General features: G+C 59.3%; 18 protein-coding genes and 2 pseudogenes. 9 read left to right on the top strand and 11 right to left on the bottom strand.

Features of this window, described 5'->3' with window-relative positions:
• Window positions 1–1,198: 1,198 nt before the first annotated feature.
• A complete protein-coding gene (locus tag M0654_RS22175) occupies window positions 1,199–2,050 on the top strand; it encodes a c-type cytochrome (protein ID WP_248684942.1) in 852 nt (283 codons plus the stop codon).
• Here the strand turns inward: M0654_RS22175 and M0654_RS22170 are convergent, their stop codons facing one another.
• Genes M0654_RS22170 through M0654_RS22135 form a run of 8 tightly spaced genes read right to left on the bottom strand, consistent with a single transcriptional unit; the run spans window position 2,051 to window position 10,143 of the window.
• Window positions 2,051–2,377 carry a c-type cytochrome gene (locus M0654_RS22170; protein WP_390921081.1) on the bottom strand — a complete coding sequence of 109 codons (327 nt, stop codon included), beginning with the start codon at window positions 2,375–2,377 and terminating at the stop codon, window positions 2,051–2,053. It abuts the gene before it with no gap.
• Window positions 2,378–2,435: 58 nt separating this feature from the next.
• Entirely contained in the window at window positions 2,436–3,329 is an 894-nt protein-coding gene (locus M0654_RS22165) for a cytochrome c oxidase assembly protein (RefSeq protein WP_248684940.1), read from the bottom strand.
• On the bottom strand, window positions 3,317–3,628 hold the full coding sequence (locus M0654_RS22160) for a hypothetical protein (RefSeq protein ID WP_248684939.1): 312 nt from the start codon (window positions 3,626–3,628) through the stop codon (window positions 3,317–3,319). Before M0654_RS22160 ends, M0654_RS22165 begins: the two co-directional genes overlap by 13 nt.
• Entirely contained in the window at window positions 3,625–4,227 is a 603-nt protein-coding gene (locus M0654_RS22155; RefSeq protein WP_248684938.1) for a cytochrome c oxidase subunit 3, read from the bottom strand. Before M0654_RS22155 ends, M0654_RS22160 begins: the two co-directional genes overlap by 4 nt.
• Window positions 4,224–6,137: a cytochrome c oxidase subunit I gene (gene ctaD, locus M0654_RS22150; RefSeq protein WP_248684937.1), complete on the bottom strand. Its 1,914-nt coding sequence runs from the start codon at window positions 6,135–6,137 to the stop codon at window positions 4,224–4,226. Before ctaD ends, M0654_RS22155 begins: the two co-directional genes overlap by 4 nt.
• Window positions 6,134–7,111: a cytochrome c oxidase subunit II gene (gene coxB / locus M0654_RS22145; RefSeq protein WP_248684936.1), complete on the bottom strand. Its 978-nt coding sequence runs from the start codon at window positions 7,109–7,111 to the stop codon at window positions 6,134–6,136. The genes ctaD and coxB overlap by 4 nt, the downstream gene beginning before the upstream one ends.
• Window positions 7,112–7,119: 8 nt before the next feature.
• Window positions 7,120–7,713: a c-type cytochrome gene (locus tag M0654_RS22140; RefSeq protein WP_248684935.1), complete on the bottom strand. Its 594-nt coding sequence runs from the start codon at window positions 7,711–7,713 to the stop codon at window positions 7,120–7,122.
• 27 nt (window positions 7,714–7,740) lie between these two features.
• Entirely contained in the window at window positions 7,741–10,143 is a 2,403-nt protein-coding gene (locus M0654_RS22135; protein WP_248684934.1) for an FdhF/YdeP family oxidoreductase, read from the bottom strand.
• Between the two features lie 82 nt (window positions 10,144–10,225).
• Between M0654_RS22135 and M0654_RS22130 the strand changes: the two genes are divergently transcribed.
• Complete coding sequence (locus M0654_RS22130; protein ID WP_248684933.1) at window positions 10,226–10,372, top strand: hypothetical protein; 147 nt, start codon at window positions 10,226–10,228, stop codon at window positions 10,370–10,372.
• Window positions 10,373–10,742: 370 nt separating this feature from the next.
• On the opposite strand, the gene M0654_RS22125 is transcribed toward M0654_RS22130, so the two are convergent.
• Entirely contained in the window at window positions 10,743–11,609 is an 867-nt protein-coding gene (locus tag M0654_RS22125; RefSeq protein WP_248684932.1) for a Crp/Fnr family transcriptional regulator, read from the bottom strand.
• A gap of 259 nt (window positions 11,610–11,868) precedes the next feature.
• Here M0654_RS22125 and M0654_RS22120 point away from each other — a divergent pair, with 259 nt between their 5' ends.
• From M0654_RS22120 to M0654_RS22100, 5 genes and pseudogenes are all read left to right on the top strand, one after another.
• Complete coding sequence (locus M0654_RS22120; protein ID WP_449289668.1) at window positions 11,869–12,417, top strand: hypothetical protein; 549 nt, start codon at window positions 11,869–11,871, stop codon at window positions 12,415–12,417.
• A 66-nt stretch (window positions 12,418–12,483) separates the two neighbouring features.
• Complete coding sequence (locus M0654_RS22115) at window positions 12,484–12,861, top strand: hypothetical protein (protein ID WP_118851980.1); 378 nt, start codon at window positions 12,484–12,486, stop codon at window positions 12,859–12,861.
• 11 nt (window positions 12,862–12,872) lie between these two features.
• Window positions 12,873–13,316, top strand: a complete 444-nt coding sequence (locus M0654_RS22110; protein ID WP_118851981.1) for a hypothetical protein — start codon at window positions 12,873–12,875, stop codon at window positions 13,314–13,316.
• Window positions 13,317–14,037: 721 nt separating this feature from the next.
• Window positions 14,038–15,021: pseudogene (locus M0654_RS22105) on the top strand (alpha/beta hydrolase).
• A 640-nt stretch (window positions 15,022–15,661) separates the two neighbouring features.
• Window positions 15,662–16,969, top strand: a pseudogene (locus M0654_RS22100) (erythromycin esterase family protein); the annotation flags it as partial.
• 80 nt (window positions 16,970–17,049) lie between these two features.
• Here the strand turns inward: M0654_RS22100 and M0654_RS22095 are convergent.
• Window positions 17,050–18,834 (bottom strand): thiamine pyrophosphate-requiring protein, encoded by a 1,785-nt coding sequence (locus M0654_RS22095; protein ID WP_248684930.1) that lies wholly within the window; start codon window positions 18,832–18,834, stop codon window positions 17,050–17,052.
• A gap of 281 nt (window positions 18,835–19,115) precedes the next feature.
• Between M0654_RS22095 and M0654_RS22090 the strand changes: the two genes are divergently transcribed.
• Entirely contained in the window at window positions 19,116–20,426 is a 1,311-nt protein-coding gene (locus M0654_RS22090; protein WP_248684929.1) for a cytochrome P450, read from the top strand.
• Between the two features lie 222 nt (window positions 20,427–20,648).
• On the top strand, window positions 20,649–20,786 hold the full coding sequence (locus M0654_RS22085) for a hypothetical protein (RefSeq protein WP_248684928.1): 138 nt from the start codon (window positions 20,649–20,651) through the stop codon (window positions 20,784–20,786).
• A gap of 169 nt (window positions 20,787–20,955) precedes the next feature.
• Here the strand turns inward: M0654_RS22085 and M0654_RS22080 are convergent, their stop codons facing one another.
• Window positions 20,956–21,936, bottom strand: coding sequence for an SDR family oxidoreductase (locus M0654_RS22080; protein ID WP_118851986.1), 981 nt, complete (start codon window positions 21,934–21,936; stop codon window positions 20,956–20,958).
• Between the last annotated feature and the right edge of the window lie 186 nt (window positions 21,937–22,122).

Here is a 22,122-nt window from a genome sequence, read left to right as displayed (position 1 = left end):
CTTCTCGGCGCAAATCCCGGGTCAGCTCTCAGTGCAAATCAACAGTCCGCCCCTACGGTCGGTGTCGCTTCTTCAAAGCTGGCACCGCCGGATCCTCCCCCGGTTGTCTGAATCTGATCTAACAACCGTCGGAGAATATAGACCGCTTGAGCCGGGGTTCGCGGCACACCTGCCTCGGGCGCTGTCGTTTATATGGATGATGGAACCTGCGGGGAAGGCCAAGCAGAAAAGCTTGTCGGCTGCGACGAGTCGTGAGGTATCAGCAGAAGGTGAATCTGCGTGAGAACAACTAAATACGGCTTCTGTTGAGCGCCTCAGCCTTTCCGTGGGGAAAAGAGCGCAGCACAAGCCTAGTCAGCGCCCCCACCCTATCGGCTAACGCAGCGATTGTGCCCGCGCTATTGCGCCAGTCCTCGAACAAAGTCGGCCCTCCCGGTAAACGAGAGGGCCGCTAGTTGGTCCGCCGTTTGTTGTGGGGATGTTAGGTGTTTTCCGGGGATACTGAATCCCCCAAATGGGGGAAGCTGCCCAGCAGTTGATGTACGTGGTTGTTGGCGACATTGATGGCAAACCCGGTCTGACGCCGCACCATCCTAGTGGGCCTGAATATGGCCCTCGCGAAATAGCTGCGGCGCGGAACTAATCCACTGGAAGCGTTTTTAGGAAGACCGGATGCCAACCGGTGTAGACTGCCGGATAGCCTCTGTTCGCATATTCCGGCTAACACAGCGGCTTATATCGTCATGAAGCGCAGTATTGCCATGCCTGCGGTCCTTCAATTCAGGCTCCATGCCCACGCACGCGCAGCATGTTTCTATTGCTGCTCGAGCGAAACGCCGCAAAACGAACGCTGCTTCCTTGATTGGGCTGCCGCGGCGGGACGCGGTAAGATCATCGCGATGCGACCGCAAATCTGTCTGGCACAGGAAATTGGCCACACCCTACGCATATTCCGAAATTCCCGTATCGCCTTGGATCGATGTCAGCTTTCAATGCAGAACCTAAACCTTCCCGCAGAAAGCCTTCCACGATCGACTACCTGCCCTAAGTGAGGAGGAGTCGATCTACCTAAGGGCGGCAGGAGCACTTCATGACTTTGGGCCTTCACACGGTTACGTCAGCGGGGCTCTGTGCACCGAATTGGCGTTGGCTGTTGACAGTCGCAACCTTCATAGCCGCGCTTGTGGCGGCTTGGTTGATGTGGGAATTAACTGAAGCAGTTCCGAGCTTCAAACCCGGCGATCCTCGGCTGGAAGGAGGCGATGCTCTCCATGGTGCCGAGGTATTCGCAGCCGGCCAGTGCTCCTCCTGCCATTCAAGCCCCGGCCAAACCGATCGATTGAAGCTAGGCGGTGGCCTGGCGCTGGCATCCCCCTTCGGCACATTTCGGGTGCCGAACGTTTCCCCACACCCGAGTGATGGTATCGGATCCTGGTCGGCGGCGGATCTGGCCAACGCACTAATTGCCGGCGTTTCCCCTGAACAACAGCATTATTATCCGGCGTTCCCCTACCCAAAGTATACGGGAATGACGCTTGGCGACGTCCGCGATCTTTTTGCCTATCTCAAGACGCTCGAACCGGTTGCTGGCCGAGCGCCACCGCACGACCTGCCGCTGCTGTTCCGCATCCGCAGGGGGATCGGCATCTGGAAACTTCTGTTCTTCAGGCAAGGCCATGTCGATGGCGTTCTAACCGGCGATCCCGTACATGACCGCGGCGCCTACCTGGTTGAAACGCTCGGCCACTGTGCCGAATGTCATTCGAGCCGCAACCTGCTTGGCGCCATCAAGCCCTCGACACGTTTTGCTGGCGGTGTCGATCCTGAAGGAAGCGGTTTCGTGCCGAACATCACGCCCACGCGGATCGGCAACTGGACGGAAGCCGATCTCGCCCAGATGCTGAAGACCGGCGAAACACCCAACCACGGGCGGGTCGGGTCGTCCATGGCCGATGTGGTGACCAACATGGCGCAACTACCTCGAAGCGACCGCGATGCGATTGCCCGTTACATCAAATCACTGCCTGCACGACCGACTCCGAAACCCTGATCAGTGCGCATAAAGATATGCCGCCAGATGGCGCGCCTCGCTTTCCGTAACGCCGGTTGCGGGCATGGCCGAGTTGGGCGAGAACCGCTGAGGTAGAACTATCCAGGCCACGAGATTATCTGCCGTATTGTTGGCAACACCGCCGATATAAACCTGATCCGACAGCCCGACGAGCCGTCCGCCCACTTTGCCGTCGGCGCCGGCGATACCCGGAATGGTGTGGCAGCCGACACAACCGTAACGGCGGAAGATGGGCGGAGCAAGCGATAGGTCGCCGCCCGTCAACGCCTCTGCCACCGCGTCCTGCTTCAGCCTCGCTTTGGCCAAGGTGACGGCAAGCCCCGTAGCGAGGGGGACGCCGATGAGGAGGGTCAGGGCGACGATTTTAGGCCAAACGGATTTCGTCGGCACCGGCCCCTCCCTTGCTGGCGTCTCGAATCCAGATCTTGAGGAACCACAATGCTGCCACGGCATAGATGATGCCGCCGGGGACCCACATGATGATGCCGGCAAGTTGCTGATCCTCCAGCGGCGTCATGCCCCAGTCGAGCGCGTACTGCGTCTGGATCCGATACAGCACCGTCGGCATCAGGGCGATCAGGGCGCCCAGGATGCTGGTGTGAAGCATGGTGACGAATTGATGCCAAGCTGCAACGCCGCGGCTCGCCCGCCAGATGATCGCCCACCAGAACAGGACGGCGGTGCCGAAGAAGCTCAGGTGCTGCAGGCGGTGCATCAGGATGTCCGTCACGGTGGCGTCGAACAGTGGCGGGTAGTGCCAGATCCAGATCGCCAGCCCATGAAGGGAGGTCGCGACTGCGGGCGAAGTCAGAGTTCGCCACAGGGCATGACAAGCAATACTTCCCATTGCAGAACCCGCAGAGCGGCGGACCCGCTCCGGCATCCCCCAGAGCATCATGGCAACTGGCCGTGCCAGAACGAGAAGCGGGGCGGCAACCGCCACAACCAGCTCGTGCTCGATCATGTGGATGGTGAAAAGATGCTCGCCGAGTTCATGGACAGGCGACACCAGCGCCAGGACGAGAACCGCAAGCCCGCTCCAGAAGAACAAGGCTGCGCGCTTAGTCGCCTTTGCAGTGCGTCCCCGCCGCAGCCGCAGCCGGATTACACCGAGGGCGTAGAGGAGCGCCATTGCGAGCAACGGCACGACGATCCAGGGGTCGAAGGTCCAGCCCAGGACATCGTGGCTTTCGCTGCCATGGGCCAAGGCTTGGCTTGCCACGAGAACAAGCAGGAGGCTGGAGATCAATGCAGGCATGGGCTTAACAGCAGTGTGGCGGCACCTTGCAGGAACAAAGCAAGCGCGAAGCTGAGGCCGGAAAAGGTCGCGACATAGGTCATGGCGCGCTGCGGGCGGGAAATAACGTAGCCCTTCTGCTGCCAGGATACTAAGCCCGCGCCCGCGGCAATGGCTGCCGCGGTGAAAGTTAAAAACGCGGTCCAAGGGGTGCCTGAGCTGCAGTCGCGGTAGGGCAGGATCTGGCTAAGTTGGGTGCTTGCCGCCCAGACACCCGGTGAAACGATCAGGCCTCCGTATCGAAACACTGTCCAGGTCATAGTCGTGCCAATCCGTAGATACAGCCGTAGAGGGGAAGCCAGGCGACGACGACAAAGTTCCAGTACATGCAATTATCCTGCACATCGCCGTAGCGGCGGGTGTTGTCGGCGTGGCGCGAAAACATCAGGCAGGCGAGAACCACGGTGTCTACCACATCGGTCAGGATATGGGTCGTGTGCAGCCCAAGGAGCATCCAAACGATCGAGCCGTAGGCATTGTCATCCCAGCGAATGTGGAGCGTAGTGAACTCGAAGGCCCGCAACACGAGCGGAATGATGCCGAGCATCGTCATCACGACCAAGCCGACCTGCACCTTGCGCAGATCCCGACGATGCGCCCATCGCGAGACGAGCACATTCGGCACGACGCTCGCGATGAGCATCAGGGTCAGCCAGGTGCCAGCCCAAAGATCCGGGGGTGGCGCTTCCATCGGCCATGAGGGGGCGAGGCTCATCAGATAGAGGTAGACCGCGATTGCCAAGGCAAAGCCGCTGCCTTCGATCAGCATAAAGGCGCACGTCGCCCACCAGGTGGGGCTGGCGGCTCCCATGCCGTGCATGGGCAAAGCGGAGGCATCAAGAACGATACGATCCTTCATGACTCATCCTCCGGCGAACCCTTGGGCCAGAACCAGCCGATCAGCGTAATCGCGACAGGGATCGACCCCCAGACCACTGCCCATGGCGTGAAGATTGACCAGACCAACATGACCGAGGTGGCCACTGCGGCCCAGAATGGCCAGACTGAATCGGTCGTGGACGATTCCCGTGCCTGCGGCAGCGCTTCAACCACGCTTGTGACCAGCAGTTCTCGCCTGTCCGTTCGCAACCCGGCGACCACGGGGAGTTCATTCTCGCCCGGCGTCAGCGGATCAAGGCTGCTCACGACCGGGATGCGGCGAAAGTTGTAGGGCGGCGGCGGCGACGAAGTGGCCCATTCAAGCGTTGCGGCGCCCCAGGGATTGGAGCCGGCGGGGAGACCGTTTCTCCAGCTGCGGATGGCGTTGACGAAGAAAACAAGGAAGCCGCCCGCGAGGACCAGCGCACTGAGGCTGACGAACAGGTTGAGCGATGTCCAGGGCAGTTCCGGCTGGTAGGTGTAGATGCGCCGCGGCATGCCCCAAAGACCGAGGATGTGCATGGGGAAAAAGGTGAGGTGGAAGCCGCAAAAGATCAGCCAGAAACTCCAGCGGCCGAGCCGCTCGCTCATCATCCGCCCGGTCATCTTGGGAAACCAGTAGTAAACAGCAGCGATTAACGGAAAGACGGCGCCGCCGATCAGCACGTAATGGAAGTGCGCCACCACGAAATAGGTGTCGTGCACCTGAGTATCGAAGGGAACGGACGCGACCATGACCCCGGTCATGCCACCCATAACGAAGGTGACGATGAAACCCAGGATGAAAAGCAGCGGTGTCTTGTAGACCGGCTTGCCCGCCCACAGCGTCGCCAGCCAGCAGAAGATCTGGATGCCGGCGGGGACTGCGATCGACATGCTGGACGCGGTGAAAAAGCTCTCGCCGACCCGCGGCAGGCCCACCGTGAACATATGATGCACCCAGAGCCCGAAGGACAGTACGCCAGTGGTGATGAGCGCCATGACAAGGAGCATGTAGCCGAACAAAGGCCGGCCCACGAATGCCGGCAGGATGGTCGAGACCATGCCGACTGCCGGCAGGAAGATGATGTAGACTTCCGGATGGCCGAAAAACCAGAAGAGATGTTGCCAGAGCAGCGCATCACCGCCTTCCGCCGGATTGTAGAAGTGGGTGCCGACCAGCCGGTCGAGAATCAGAGTCGTGCTGGAGAACATGATCGCCGGCATGGCCATGATGACCAGGAAGGACATCACCAGCATAGCCCAGACCAGCACCGGGATGCGATCGAGCGACATGCCGGGCGCACGCTGCTTGAACACGGTAACAACAATTTCCACAGCCACGGCGAGTGCTGCCACTTCCGTGAAGGTGATCATCTGGGCCCAGAGGTCGGCGCGCTTGCCCGGGGCGTATTGTGGACCGGCGAGCGGCACATAAGCGAACCAGCCAACATCAGGTGCGGTATCGAGCGCAAAAGCCACCCAGATCAGGATGCCGCCAAACAGGAAAATCCAATAGGAAAAGGCGTTGAGCCGGGGAAAGGCGATGTTTCGCGTTCCCACCATCAGCGGAACGAGGTATGCCGCCATAGCCTCCATCACAGGCACAGCAAACAGAAACATCATTGTCGAGCCGTGCATCGTGAAGATCTGGTTGTAGCGGTCCGGGTTGATGAAGCGCGCTTCCGGCTGCGATAGCTGCAGACGCATGGCCATCGCAAGCAGGCCACCAAGAATCAGGAACACGAAGGCCGTCGCTATGTAGCGGCCAGCCACCACTTTATGATCCACCGTGGAGATGGCCCCCCATAAGCCAGGCTTGCTGCTCCACGTTTCCTTGAGCTGCCGCTCCAGTTCGGCATCGGAGATGTCTACGTCCAGCGGTACCCTAGCCCCTTGATCCCGCGTCATCTCAGTTCTTCCATATAAGCCGAGATCTGTCGAAGCTCGTCGCTGGTCAGAGGTACGAGCGGCATGTTGCTGCCGGGTTTCAGCGTTTGTGGGTCAGCAATCCAGGCGGCAAGTGAGCCACGTGTCGTTTCAAGAAGACCGGCACCAATGGTGCGGCGGCTGGCGACATGAGTGAGGTCGGGACCGGACGTGCCGGTCGCCGACGTGCCGCGGATCGTGTGGCAGGCCGCGCATGGCTTGCTCATGAATACCGCCTTCCCGGCGGAAGCTTCAGCCATGGCCGGCTCGACCGCTGGCGCGGCTTGCGCAGCTACCCAGCGCTGATAGGCCGCGCCCTCCTCTACCACGACAACAAAAGCCATATGGCTATGCTGCAGGCCGCAGAATTCGGCACACTGGCCGCGATAGATACCGGGTCGCGTTGCTCTAATGGTGATGATGTTTTTGCGCCCGGGGATCATGTCCAGCTTGCCAGCGAGGCTCGGGATCCACAGCGAATGGATGACATCGAGAGCTTCGAGCTCGAGACGAACGTCCTTGTTTACCGGAATGTGGAGCTCGTTCGCTGTCAGGAAGGGTGGCTCTTGATCAGAGGCCTGATAGGCGAACTGCCACCACCATTGCTGTGCCTTGACCCGCACGGTAAGCGACGCGCCGTTGCTGCTGTTCAGGTCTCGGGTCGTGTAGAAGCTGGCGATGGTGAGACCCGCAACAGTCAATATCGTGGCCGCGATCGCGAGCCGGATCGAGAGCGCCATCTTCCGTTCTGTGTCGCTGTCGCGACGCGGCACCTCCCGTCTACGGGCTAGAGCCCAGAGGAGGAAGCCGACTACCATCAACCAGACCACGGTGCAGACCACGGTGATGAGTATGATCAGGTCCCTCAGCGCGTCGGCGGAATGGCCGTGGGTATTAAGCGCCGACTGGTTGCCGCTGCATCCCGTAAGAAAAACAAGAAGGGAGGCGCTGAACATAACTCTTATCACGGTGTCGGCCCCTGGTCCGGATGCAGTGGCTCGGGTCCCTGGTTGAACAGGAGTGCGGCAGGCGCACGGTTTTCGGCTGGGCGGCCCGTCTTCTCATCATTGCGGGCGGTGGCGGTGACGCTCGCCGTGTAGGCACCGAGCGATTTGATATAACCAGCGAGCTGCCAGATCTCGTCGGTGGTCATCCTGTTCCTGAAGGCCGGCATGCCGTGAGGGCGGCCATCGCGGATGGAGGCTACGATCGACACCATGGATGGGCCATAGAGCCACCAGCCGTCGATGAAAGATGGGCCTTTACCGCCCGTGCCCTCCCCATGGCAGGCGGAACAGCCGAACCAGGAGTACAGCCTTTTGCCCTGGCTCAAATCGAAGGCAGTAGTCTCATAAGGTTTGCCCAGCGCGAAGTAGACTTCCGGTGGCGTACCACTGATGGCGTTGGGCATGAGGCGGAGCTGGTCTAGCGCAGCGGTGAGCGGAGGTGACGCACGGTACTGCCGGGGCTCACGCATCCAGCCGACAGCGGCGGCCAATGCGGTGAGACCGGCTGCTGCTCCCCCAAACCAGATCCTTGCCGACATCTTGTTGCCCATGGCTCCTGCCGACTGCACACGCATTACTTAGTGGATTGGCTCAGTCTGCGACCGAGTGAGGCGGATTGGCAAGAGTTTGTACGATGGCGTCTTTGCTTGCGGATCGTGATGGGCAAGCGGGAAAAGGGGGTTGGTTTCGGGATAATAGGCGGCACAGCAGCCCTTGGGAATGTCATAGGCGACGAGGCGGAAGCCCCTGACCTTTCGTTCCGTCTGCGGGTCGATCGCGGTGGTAAGGTCAACGATGTCACCGGGCGCGAAGCCCATGCTGATGATGTCGTGCTTGTTGACGAACACGACCTGCCGGGTGCCGTTCACGCCGCGGAAGCGGTCGTTATAGCCATAGACCGTGGTGTTGAACTGGTCGTTGGACCGCAGCGTCGAAAGGTTGAGCACATTGCTCCCGGTCGGCGCGTCCTCAAATATCGGGAATAGACGCGGAGGTGTGATGAAGTTCGCCTTCTTGTTGGGAGTAACCCATTTGCGCTCGCGGGCAGGCACCGGGCGGTGGAAGCCCCCGGGCTGCATGAAGCGCTTGTTGAAGTCCCTGAACGTTTCCGGGTAGGTGCGCTCGATTGCGTTGCGGATTTCTGCGTAATTTGCGACCCAGCTATCCCAAGGCACCGTACCCGTGGTGAGAGTTGCCTTCGCCATACCGGCGACGATAGCCGGTTCCGACAGAAGGTGGGGGCTTGCAGGCTTTGCCCGGCCGCGAGAGCCGTGGAACTGGGCAACGGAGCTTTCGATCGATACCTCCTGGGGGCCGCTCGCCTGATGGTCCACCTCCAGACGACCGAGACATGGGAGCAAGTAGGCAATCTTGCCGTGGATGACGTGGCTGCGGTTGAGCTTAGTGGCGATCTGAACGGTCAAGGGGATCTCGCGCCAAGCTTCTTCCATGGCGGCGGTTTCCGGCACTGCGCGCAAAAAATTGCCGCCGAGGCTGATGAAGGCCTTCGTTTCGCCCTTGAGGATGGCCTTACAGGTGTCGACCGTCGTGTGTCCTTCCCAGCGAGGCGCCTCGAAGTGGTAAAGTTCTGACAGCTTGTCGAGGGGAACGAGCTCCGGCTTTTCGGTGATGCCGACTGTGCGCTGGCCCTGGACATTGGAGTGACCGCGCACGGCGCAGATATTGGCACCTGGCTTGCCGATATTGCCGCGCAGAAGCGCGAGGTTGGCGATCATCTCAACATTTTCGACGCCCATAATCTGCTGCGTCAAACCCATGCCGTAGCAGATGAGGACAGCGTCAGACGCGGCATAGGTGCGCGCCGCCTCGATCATCTGACCACTGGTCAGACCGGATACCCGCTCGAGTTCGTCCCAGGAATAGTTACGCGCTGCAGCCGCGAACTCCTCAAACCCGGCCGTATGCTCGGCAATGAAGTCGTGGTCGAGCACATGTTTCTTGTCTGCAGCCGCCATCGAGGCGGCAAAGGCAACAGCTGCAGCATTGGCAGGATCCTTCGGCGCTGCATCGAATCCTGTAACTTTACTCAACGATGAGGCATGCAGCGCATCGTCGGCTTCGATAAGCGCCTTACTGACACCCATAAGGGCAGCAACATCGCCACCGTTTCTCAGCTGGTAATACTCGCTGGAGATCGGCGTTTCCTTTAGCGTCAACATTTCAGTCGGCGCCTGCGGGTTGGTGAACCGTTCAAGACCAGGCTCGCGCAGCAAGTTGAACGTGACGATTTTAACTCCGCGGTCGACGGCATCCTGAAGGTCGTGAAGAAGCCGCGGTGACGATGTGCCGACGTTCTGCGCGATGTAGAAAATGCAATCGCAATTCTGAAAATCAGAGAGTACCGCCGTGCCGACCGTTGCGCCGATGCTTTGAGGCAAGCCGACCGACGAGCTTTCGTGGCACATGTTGGAGGAATCCGGCAGGTTGTTGCTGCCGTAGATGCGGGCGAACAACTGATACATGTATGACGTCTCAAGCGAGGCGCGACCGGAGGTGTAGAACTCGACGTTCTTCGGGTCGAAATGCTTCAGCTCGCGTCCGATTTCGGTGAAGGCGCTCTCCCAGGAGACGGGTATGTACTTATCGCTGGCTTCATCCCAACGCATCGGATGGATCAGCCGTCCCTGCTCCTCCAGATCGTGATCGCGCCAGCCTTCCAGTTCGCCAAGAGTGTGAGACGCAAAGAACGCTTCATCGACGCGGCGACCGGTGATCTCCCAAGCGGTTGCCTTGGCGCCGTTTTCGCAGAACTCTAGGGGGTGGGGCTTGGCCGGTTTGGCCCAGGCACAACTCACGCACATATAGCCTGCAGGTTTGTTCTGCTTGGCCAGCAGAGCAGAACCGGAAACAGGAACCTGTTCCCTAAGGACTATTTCGGTGACCGAGCGTGCTGAACCCCAACCACCTGCGGGCCCGCTATCAAAACCGATCTTGGGTTTGCTTTTTGGTCTTGCCGTCATCGCATCCAGCACCGCTCGGTAGATGCTGCATCCTTTCCTCATCACGAACAGGCAACGAACAAGCTTTGTCTCGAGAAGTTCCTTGGACGTGATGCAGGTCAATCCATGGCTTTTCGCACAGCTATTCGCGCCTGTGTCTCGACACTGGAAGGTGATTGCCGACAGGGACATGCCGATGATGCCTCTCGACTACGCCGAGAACTTCCGCGGGGCTCTTCCCGAACGTTAAGGGCATCAAAAGATAGAAGCGAACCTCAAGCGCCCGCCTCTGAGGGGCACAATGATAACTGACTGAGCTCCGTCGTTGCCCTTTACTAGCCTGCAAAGAGCTGGCTCATTCCCCAACTTGATACTTCCGGGCGTCGGATGCTCGATTGGTCTAACGACCGTAGCGATGGCGGCTCCGAAAATGATGCCGATGAGGAACCGGGAAGTCTGACCTGGCCCAGCTGCGATCCCCGCGGCTGCAGCCAAATGTTGAATAGGATGTTAAATTGTGCACGCTGCGCAGCCTCTCCACAAGCACTCAAACGTCGTGCAGCTGATCAGGTGTGAGTGATCTTCGTAAAGGCGCATGGAGTTGTCCCATCGGTCGGATGTCAGGCCGGAGCGGGAGGCTGCTCCCCTTCATCATGAGGCACATCCTCCGTGAACAGTTCAGGCGGCACTTCGTTGGTGTACCTCTTGTTATGGTCTCGGAAATCAGTCCCTAGCAGACGGGCATACTCCCGTTCAGCAAGACCATAGCTACTCCCGGCAATGTCCTGGAGCTTCTCAAGATTGCGAATGACAACGACGTTGCGCAGGGAGCGGATAGCACCTTTCTCTTCGAGAAGATGGAAGGCATCTGTCACGCTCGGACGCCTGCTGGCCACCATGTAAGCAAGCGCGTCATGCGTACAGCGGAAGCAGTCTCCGTCAATCCTGTCGAAGCCCATCAACAGCCATCGTGCAAGCCGTTCATACGTCCTGCCTCGCACATTGGAGGCTGCCGTTGAGGCCACCTGAAGCTGTTGCGCTCGGACATAGCGTAGAAGAAGGCTACGCAGTTGAGAGTTCTCTTCGACGGCTGCCTTCAGCAACGGTGCATCAAGTCTCCATGCCAAACCCGCCATCTGCGCCCGTATGGCAAAAGGGGAGCGATCATCTCCCAAGACGATAGCTTCCCCGGTCATGCCCTCTCGACCGATCAGACCCAGTTCCACATCCCTCTTCTCATCGATATGAGAGGCGACGGAAGCGAGACTTTCCTCAGGAAAATAGACATGTGCCAACGGCTCGCCGGGATGGGCCAGCATCTGCAGCTTCTTTAGTTCCACCCGTTCCAGATGCGGCTCGATACACGATATGCAGTCCCGACCAATCTTCAGCAGAACGTTCCGATATTCCCGCTCCACCACAGCCCTCTCAAGTTGGCGACGCTCCGCTCCCACATGTAAATACGGGTTAGCTTCAAGTTCAAGCATGTGCAAAGGACTGCCAGCTTTCACAGCCTTGGTGGTCGCCGCGTATGAAAATGAATGAGCTGGATTTCACTATGCCCAGCGATCCGACGTCTTACTAGACGGCACACGGGCGGAGACCGCTGCAAGGTCCATTGGTCCGATCCTCCTAAGGTCGGAAGTCTTACGCCCTATGACAAAAGTCCCTGGTAAGGAACGGGGAAGTTCCAGCCCTGTTGTGTCTGCATCTTCGTATCCGACGAAGCGAAGACGCAACAAGCACGTGGCGGTCGCTGCCGCCCTTCTTGCGGGCACGACTCTTTCCGCATATGCGCAGACAAGCAGCACCGTTGGTACGGGAGGCACCTCGGCAGGCGGTGGCACATCCACCAGCACGGTCGGCACCGGCGGAAGTTCGACCGGCACCTGTCCCACCGGCACCGATTGTGGCTCCGGCTCGGCTTCGACGCTCGGCACGGGTGGCACGTCGGCAGGTGGTGGTGAGTCCAGCAGTTCGGTGGGTACGGGCGGTTCAGCGGCCGGCTCGGGTAGCGGCTCTGGTTCTGCATCGACGTTGGGAACCGGTGGCACCTCCGCGGGTGGTGGCGCGTCCAGCAGTTCAGTCGGAACCGGTGGCTCGGCCGCGGATTCCGGTAGCGGTTCTGGTTCTGCCTCCACGGTCGGCACCGGGGGCACCTCTGCCGGTGGCGGCCAGTCAGCAAGCTCGGTGGGCACCGGCGGAAGCGCGGCCGGGAGCGCGGGTGACGAGAATGGCCAGGGCAAGAAGGCATGTCCTCCGGGTCAGGCGAAGAAGAATGGCGGCTCCTGCTGATCCATTGTTGAAGACGGGCGGCGGTCGAAAGGTCGGCTCCCGTCCCCTTCCCGGGAGGAACTCATTATGAAATCCCAGTCACTTGTCTCGAAAAGCGCCTTGGCGCTGCCCGTCATTCTTATCACCATGGTCGCCGTTGCAGCGCTCGCCGAACAGGTGAAGCTCGATGACGGTACGACCTGCACTATCATCGAAAGCACATCGACGCCCGGAAACGGGACATCCACCTCCGTGACCGCCGGCAGAGGAGGCGTGTCGTCGTCGACTACTGTTGGCGGGCAAACCGCCACCTCAAGCTCAGGTGGGGCCGCAGCGTCATCCTCTGCTTCGTCCGGCAGCGCGGGCGGTCAGGCATTCTCGACGGCCAGCGCCACCCGCCCGGACGGTTCAGTCATCACCCGCCGGTCTGACGGTACCTGCGATATCACCAAGCCTGCCAAGTAAGGAGAAGAAGCATGTTGAAGACAATCACCCTGGTTGGCGCCGTTGCCTTTGCCGCATATTCCTTCAGCCCTGCGGCCGCTCAGGACTGCGACGCAGCCGGCACGGTCGGTTCAGGTGGCAGTGCGGCTGCCGGCGGAACTTCTGCAAGTACGCTCGGAACCGCCGGAACATGCCGCACCGCCAATGGCACGACCTCCTCGATCGCCTCTGGTGGCAGTGCCGCTGCGGGCGATGGTAAGACCATGAGCAAGACCAATGTGGTCGAGAACCCGAACAAGCTGCAGACGCAATCGAAAGCACAGGCGATGGACAAGGGCACCTTCAGCAAGTCGAGGACCAAAACGACGGCGAAGGGCGACAGCCTGAAAAGCACCACGCGCACCATGTCGCATGTGCCTGGCCAGAAGCCGGTAAAGAGCACGACGGACAGCAGCGTCGTCCTACCGCAGCAATAGGAGACGAAGCTCGACCTTTAGGCATACCGAGGCAACCTCGGCGCATGCACTATCGCCAGAATATAGTGACTCCGAAAGAAGGCGCGACCAAGCAGGTGTCAATCCCGCCATCCGCCGTTGTAGGAGCATGACTGACTTGGCTATCAACGGTTTGCTCCAGGCCGGGAATCCACCAGTGATGACGAAGCTATTTCGAAGTCGCAGGTGAAGCCGGCAGGTGCATAGTCTGCTTGAACGCGTCCCCTCGGTTCTACGTCGCTATACCCGGATCAGACGCGAACCAAAGCCTTTGCCCGATGGCATGGTGACCGGAGGCCCGCCTCGCTCTTCCCACCGCAGTTTCAGCGCAGGTTGCTCAGTCTGAGCGTTGTGCCCTAACTTCCACTGTATCAGCACGCGGCCACCGTCGACTGACCATGCTGCCGCAGCATCGTGGTCTTGCCATTGCTTGTTCCAGGGTGCTGGCTGCGCTTCCGGTGCCGGATGTTAACGCGATGATGGTGTTGTTCTGCCGCGACCTGGCACCCACTCAGCGGTGGCGGGATTGATCGCAGCCGAGGGTCGGCTCTCGGGCGGATACCGGCGGAACAGTTTGGGTCCTGGATCATTCCCAAGGCAGCGATACTAGCAAGTCCATAGCATGTAGCCTTGCCCTCAGTAACTCGACATCGCCGGTCGGGGTCTGAACGGGACGAAGCTTTAACCTTGCGGACGAATAGCAATGGCGCTCCACCTCGACGATCAGGATATCCGGCAAGCAGAGCGCTTCAACCAGCTGCTGCGGTACATACCGCGCTACCGCACTGATCGCCGGTACAACGCATGGCTGATTCAAACTCTCCTGCGCGTTTGGGAGCGACTCCCGGGGCGAGCTGCTCTCGATCATAGTTTGCGGATTGAAGAGCGTCACATCGCCGGCACCGAGCGCTCTCTCCGCCTGCGGCTGATCGTACCGCAGGACCAACCGCGCGGTATCTACCTCACCTTCCATGGAGGAGCCTGGGTCATGGGCACTCCACGACTGGATGACTCCATCAACACCCGGATTGCCCGGGAGTGTCGGCTTGTTGTGGCAAGCGTCGACCATCACCTTGCACAAGATGACCGCGTGGACTAGGCTATTGCAGATGCTCGCCACGCCGCAGAGTGGGCAGCAGAAGCCAGTCGAGAATTTGGAGTGGAACACATCATCGTCGGCGGCCAATCGTCAGGGGCACATCTGGCGGCTTGTGCGCTCCTGCATCTGCGTTCATTGCCAGGAATAACACTTTCAGGCGCGGTCCTGTTTTATGGTGCCTATGACATGGCGGGGTCACCTGGTCTCCGGCAGTCATCGTCGAAGACGCTCCTGATCGATGGGAAGGCCGCCTATCGCAACCTGCTGCGATTGACGTCTGGGTTAAACGATGAGGAGCGACGCGCGCCTTGGCTTTCACCCCTTTATGCCGAACTTCACGGACTCCCTCCTGCCCTTCTCATCGCGGGCGAGCTAGACCCCATCTTCGACGACAGCGTCCGCATGGCCGAGCGGTGGAACGAAGCAAACTCCAACGCCGAACTGATCCGCGTTCCGCACGGAGTCCACGGGTTCGACCGCTTGCCGCTTTCGATGGCTGTAAAGGTTCATTCTCATGTGCGCGAGAAGCTGCAGGAATGGTTGGAGGACCGAAAGCCGCTGAGCGGCATTGTCGGCCGCCGCGCCTAAGGTCGCATCGTCGCTAGGGAGCCCGCGCGTTTGTCGCTCGAGTCGCCCGACGGAGTGCTTGCCTCGAAGGGAGCAAAGCGATCGCTCCGACACGGCTCTGCTCGTCCCGCTGCTCTTTCTGCAGACACATGAGAAGCAAGCGCGGATTTGTCTGCGTACGGCAACCGAAGCCGCGATAGATCGTTCCACGGATAACATTCTGGACGATGGTTCGTGGAGCCATGTCAGACACAGCGAAGCTATGCAAACTTTACCGGCAAGTCTAACGGGAGCTACTCATGTTGATAACAATCGAAACTTACCGTTTTGCCGTACGGCTTCGGAAGCCGGCGTCATCATTAGAGGCTTCCAAAATTGTGAAGGCGGCGGACAGCAGCCTGAGTTCTATCAACTGGAAGTGCCATCCAAGTTCTATGCTGTGGTCAAAGACAGGTTCGAATGCGGCGAATGGGAAGAGGTCGTGAGAACACTTGCCCGCGCTTTTTGTAAGGACGATGAACGCTGCGCTGCGTCACTGATCAACAACTGAAGTCGTTGGCCAAGCAGTGTGCGGATCGACAGATGGTTGCGCCATTGCCCTGTTTGCGCAGTGATCAGGAAGAGGCCGCAGAAGCTTGAGCGAGCATCAATGCCGAATACCCCGGATTCTCGAAAACTAACCGATCGTATTGCTCAGGCTGTGCAGGACCTGCCGGACCTAGACGATCCGAGGTTCGCCCTCTCGTTCGACCGGTTTGCCGACCGGCGCGTCGTGATGCTGGGCGAAGCGAGCCACGGCACGGAAGAGTTCTATCGCGCGCGAGCAGCCATTACGCGGCATCTGGTGGAACATCATAGTTGCACGATTGTCGCGGTGGAAGCGGATTGGCCTGATGCCGCGAAGGTTGATCGATATGTCCGGCACGCTAAGTACCCCGGCGATCGGGAGCCGCCTTTTCAGCGCTTCCCGACCTGGATGTGGCGCAATACGGAGATCCGGGCTCTGATTGAGTGGCTGCGCGCCCACAACGCTGGCATTTACACCAAGGATAAGCGCGCTGGTTTCTACGGCCTCGACATATACAACATGTCTGCTTCCATCGGCGCTGTGCTTGAATATCTCGATCGCGTTGATCCGGAAGCCTCTCAAGTCGCTCGTGAGCGCTACGGCTGTCTCACACCTTGGCGGACTAGACCGGAGTCCTACGGCAGAACAGCGCTCGCGCGCGGATATGCTCAATGCGAGGAGGCAGTTGTCCAGCAGTGTCAAGAGCTCCTTCGCAAACGGCTGGAGTACGAGCAAAATGATGATGACGCATTCCTGGATGCCGCACAAAACGCGCGGCTGATCGCATCGGCAGAACGCTACTACCGCATCATGTACTACGGGGGCGCGGATAGCTGGAACCTGCGGGATAGGCACATGTTTCAGACGCTGCAGAACCTAATGGACGCAAAGGGTCCACAGGCCAAGGCAATCGTTTGGGCACACAACAGCCATGTCGGCGATGCGCGATACACCGAGATGGGCAAGCGCCGCGACGAGGTCAATATCGGGCAACTGGCGCGACAGCAGTTTGGCGAAGACGTGGCTCTGATAGGCTTCGGCACCCACACCGGGACCGTAGCGGCCGCACATGACTGGGACGCCGATATGGAAGTGATGCAGGTCAATCCGTCGCTTCCGGGCAGCTATGAGCGCCTGTGTCACGACACTGGCAAAGAACGCTTTCTTCTTGACCTGTCGAGCTTGGACGACGACTTCCGCAATCTTCTTAACGAGCCGAGATTGCAACGGTTCATTGGCGTTATCTATCGTCCCGATACGGAGCGATGGAGCCATTATGCGCAGGTGCAGCTTGCCAAACAGTTCGACGCATACGTGTGGCTAGACAAGACGCGAGCCGTGACGCCCCTAGGTCCCGAACATCATGAGGGCATGCCGGAGACTTATCCCTTCGGTGAGTGATGATCAGCCGCGAGCGTCGGTGGTGCCGGTCCTGTCGGAAACACATTGCGGACGTTGGAGGCTCATAGAGGATTTCAAGGTTATTCCTTGCTCGGCAAAATGCTGCTCAAAACCTGACGTGCCGTTCCCTTCATCACGCCGGCCTCGTGTGGATCACCCTCCCACAGTGCCTGTGTCATCGACTTCATCTGCTTGAAGTTGACGTGAGGCGGCAACGGAGGAACCTCCGGATCCGTCTTCACTTCCAGCACCACAGGACGACCAGCCGAAATTGCTGCTTGCCATGCTTCCCCGACCTGCTTGGGATCATCGACAAAGATCCCGCCAAGGCCAATCAATTCCGCGAACCTGTGATAGGGGACATCCGGAATACGCTGGGAGGCATCAAATTTTGGATCCCCCTGCATGACACGCTGCTCCCATGTCACTTGGTTGAGGTCTTCATTGTTAAAGACACAGATGACGAAGCAGGGATCACTCCAGCGCTTCCAGTATTTCGCCACCGTGATCAATTCGGCCATATTGTTCATTTGCATGGCGCCGTCTCCGACGAGGCCGATGACCGGACGTCCGGGGTGTGCGAATTTGGCTGCGATGGCATAAGGGACCGCTGCGCCCATCGACGCGAGGCCACCGGAGAGCGATGCCATCATGCCTCGGCGCATCTTGATATCGCGCGCAAACCAGTTGGCGCAGGAGCCGGAATCGCTGCTGATGACTACATCGTCGGGAAGACGCGACGACAATTCCCACGCCACAAGCTGTGGGTTGACCGGGTTCGCCTCCGCCTGTGCGCGCTTTTCCAACACCTCCCACCAATTACGCACGTTGTTCTCAATGTCCGCACGCCAGTCTGGCTCCTTCTGCTGCAGCCGGGGTAGAAGCGATCTCAGCGTCTCGGCGGCATCTCCTACAAGATTGACGTCCATCGGATAGCGCAGCGACAGCATCTCCGGCTTGATGTCGATCTGCACTGCCTTTGCCTGCCCTTCTTCAGGAAGGAACTCGGCATAAGGAAAGCCAGATCCGACCATCAGCAAGGTGTCGCATTCCTTCATCAGGTCCGACGAAGGCTGAGTGCCGAGCAGACCAATAGAGCCTGTCACCCAAGGCAGGTCATCCGGAAGAACGGCCTTCCCAAGAAGCGCCTTTGCCACCCCCGCCTGAAGCCGGTCCGCGACCGCCACCACCTCATCAGTGGCTCCAAGCGCTCCCGCTCCAACCAGAAGTGCAACCTTCTTGCCCTGATTCAGGATGTCCGCCGCGGCGTCGAGGTCGGCATCATGAGGCACCGATTTCGGCGCACGATATCCTATTCCTGAATGCAGGGTACCGTGCTCGCGAGCTGGCTCTTCATAAGGCAGTTCCTGAAGATCGTTTGGCAGGATAAGGGCCGTAACCGTCTTATTCCCCAGCGCGATACGAACCGCCCGGTCGACCAGATGCCGCACTTGGGCAGCGGTTGATGCCTGATGGACGAAATCGCCAGCAACGTCCTTGAACAGCGAGGCAAGATCGAGCTCCTGTTGATAATGTCCCCCGAGTGCTGCACGCGCCTGCTGCCCAACGATAGCAAGGACCGGCTGATGGTCGAGCCTTGCATCGTAGAGGCCGGTGACGAGATGCGCTGCACCTGGACCCGATGTCGCGATGCAGACCCCGAGCTCACCGGAAAACTTCGCATAGGCACCGGCCATGAAGGCTGCCATCTCCTCATGTCTTGCCTGGATGAACTCAATCGCGCCGTCCGCCCGGTTGAGCGCGCCGAACACCCCATTGATGCCATCACCCGGATAGCCAAACATTCGGCGAACACCCCATTGGTGGAGCCGAGACACGATGAAGTCGCTGACGGTTTGAGACATTGTGAGCACCTCTCGGAGACTGGAGGTAAACCAACCGAGCGCCTGGATGTTCCTCCGCTTCCAACGATGCTCGGGATGCCGATCGAGAGATACGCGGACGTCCGTTCAGTTGCGGAGTAACTGCAGGAACTTCACCTTACCCCGCAAGTTGAGAGGAGACACTGAGCTGCATCAGCCAAGGATTTTCGTCTCCTGTAGGAAAAGTTTGTGTGAACCAAGTGCCGCCTCCCTCTTCAGTTTTATCGAGAACGTTGTTTCCGACCGTCAGCGTGGCGAGCCGGTTGGATACACTGAAGGTTCTGACCCGCATTGTCCTGCCCACCTTTGGTAAAGGCGTCATCATCCGACGCCCTGCGGTGGAAGGACTGGCCGAACGCTTCAATCTGGATCTGACCGCAGTCCGTTTGATGCAGCAGCTACGTCAAAAACATGGACCTGCGCCGCTTCTGCTGAAGATCCCGTTCAGGCCGCAGTTGCTGCTTCTCGATCCCAGGGATGTTGAGCTGGTTTTGTCGCAATCGCCCGAACCTTTCAGTCCGGCCACAAAAGAGAAGCGCGCCGCGCTCAATCACCTCGAGCCAGGGAATGTGCTCATTTCTAATCCGCCACGACGGGCACAGACACGGCCTTATCACGAGGCTGCCCTGGCGACGTCCGAGCGTCACCACCCTCTCGCTTGCCGGTTTCAGACGGTTATCGATGAAGAGATTGAACGGATCACTTCAACTCACGAGCGCCAGGAGCTCAATTGGCCACTGTTTGCGACGGCTTGGTTCAAAATCGTTCGCCGCCTCGTTCTCGGCGACAGCGCAAGGGAAGACAAAGGTTTGACAGACCTGCTCAATCACCTCCGCGGTCGGTCAAACTGGGCCTTCTTCCTGAGAAAGGACGCAAAGCTACTCAAGGAGTTTCGGCGGATTGTTCAGAAATATGTTGACCGCTCAGAAGCTGGCAGCTTGGTAGGTTTCGGTTCAAAGGATCATTTAGTCGATCTGCCCAGCCAGATTGCGCAGTGGCTTTTTGCTTTCGACCCCGCCGGAATGGCTACCTTCCGTACGTTGGCTCTGCTCGCCACATATCCTGAGCATCTGGCGGCGGCCCAAGCGGAGGCGTCGAGCCGTGAGATCGAGCGCCCCCTCACGCGCGCCTGCTTTCTTGAGGCGCTTCGACTTTGGCCGACGACGCCAGCAATCTTGCGGGAGACGACAACGGAAATCGCTGCGGCGAAGGTTGAAGCGGGGACCGGCCTCATCATCTTCACGCCGTTCTTCCATCGAGATGACGCCAATCTGAAGTGTGCCCATAGAATGGAGCCATCAATCTGGATTGACGGTAACGATGCTCTGCCCCTCAATGGATTTATTCCCTTCAGCGCCGGACCGGCGATATGTCCTGCTCACAACCTGGTACCGCTTGTTGCTACGATGGCGATCGGAGCCGTTTTGGCAAGAGCATCCATTAAGCTGACCAGCCCCAGGATGGATGCAAGCGCACTGCCCGGAACGCTCAACCATTTCACGCTGAAGTTCGATGCCCAGCGGTCACCTTCTCCCGCCGCGCGAACACCGAAAGCGCTACAACGACCTTACTGAAAACCTCGGCGCAACCTCTTCAGATTTAACAGATCGGACACATCCCATACTGGCCGTTGACCCGCGGAAATGGGTACGACGTACGATGGAGGGGCAAATCGACCGCAGGTGAAAAACATCGAGCTTACAGTCCAGTCCTTTCCCTCAACCAGTTGGGCGCGTCTTTCCGACGGAGAGCCGAATTCCTGATCCTTGGAACGCGATCAAGAGAGAGACAGAGAGATGACAACGGACGCTCTTACCTATTCGCCTGTTGATGCACCGAAGTCGCTTGGCGAAGACGTGTTGATGGTCAATAGCGGCCCGTTCACTATCATTGCTCCCACCATTGCTCAACGGACCTATCTTGAAGAGTGGTAAAGGCATGTGCCGCAAGCGACATGGGCTGCGCCAGGGCTGCGGCAACGTGCTCAGCTGAAAAAATCGGAAATTCGGCTTGATCATGACCTTTCGTCCCAATCACCGGCTGTGTGGGCGGACGAGATGGATCAGGTGGCAATTGTTGTTCCGTCTCAGCCGCTGCTGGCGTTCATCTACGACGTCTGAATGCTTCTGCCGCTGCTGCACCACCCGCCATGGCAGCAATTGCCAGCATGGCGAACATGAACGGGCGGCTTGCAATTCTGTTCGGCGATCGCATCCCTCCATCGATTCCGCCAGGTTCGGACGTTGGCGAGAAGACATTCCCGCTGCTCTGTGCAACACGATCTGCTCGTCTGAAATAAGAGGCCATGAAGCGCCCAAGGATCCGAGCCGACAGGTTGGGCGCCAGGAGGTGTGCAAGCCGCGCCGCATTGGTGACCGATCCCACGGTGGTCGTGGCCCTCGGTGCCCGGGTAACGCCGACAATAGCGTTTGCCACATCTCGCGGATCAACAAGCGGCGGAGGCGCGCTTATCTTTCGCCCGACATAGTTCGCGCCGTGGCTGATGCCCGGTGTATCCACCAAGGCCGGGTAAATGTCGCAGATGTGGATGTCGCGTTGATCCGCCAATTCAGCGCGCAGGGCTTCTGAAAAGCCACGTAGGCCAAACTTGCTCGCGCTGTAGGCGGCGGCAAACGGCGCAGCGGCAAATCCTCCAAGCGAAATCATGTTGACGAAGATGCCATAGCCCTGTCGGAGAAAAATGGGCAGCACCGCATGAGCGTCGTTCATATGTCCGATCAGGTTGGCGCGAATGACCTGCTCGTGCGCTTCGATCGGCGTCTCCTCGAACCTTCCAACCGCACCGACGCCGACATTGCTGACCCAGATGTCGATCCTGCCGAAGGTCATTGCCCGCTCGGCAAGTCGCTTCACAGCATTGGCATCGGTGACGTCCGTTTCCACGGCGATGGCTTCGCCTCCCAGGCGCCGGCACTGCTTGGCAACGGCGCTGAGAGCGTCAAGATCACGTGCCGCGAGGACCAGCCGGCTCCCTTGCCGACCGAATGCCAAGGCTGTCGCCTCGCCTATTCCGCTGGAGGCTCCGGTGATCACAACCACCGCATTCTTCAAATCGATCTTCATGTGATCGCCCGTTGGTGCATTGGCCTTCCTCACGTTCGGCGCTCGGTGAGACGAGTTCTTTCGATCGGTAGCTCCCGATGGACGAACACAGCTAAACGACCAAGGTTTCCGGAGGCTCATTCACGATTCGTACGCGCCCTACGTATCCATCCGGCGTGGGCCGCACCGCTTATGATTTTGGCTGGT

The sequence above is a fragment of the Neorhizobium turbinariae genome (assembly GCF_023223505.1).
Classification (GTDB): domain Bacteria; phylum Pseudomonadota; class Alphaproteobacteria; order Rhizobiales; family Rhizobiaceae; genus Neorhizobium; species Neorhizobium turbinariae.
The sequence above is the reverse complement of the archived record's forward strand: the minus strand, read 5'-3'. Positions and strand labels throughout refer to the sequence as shown.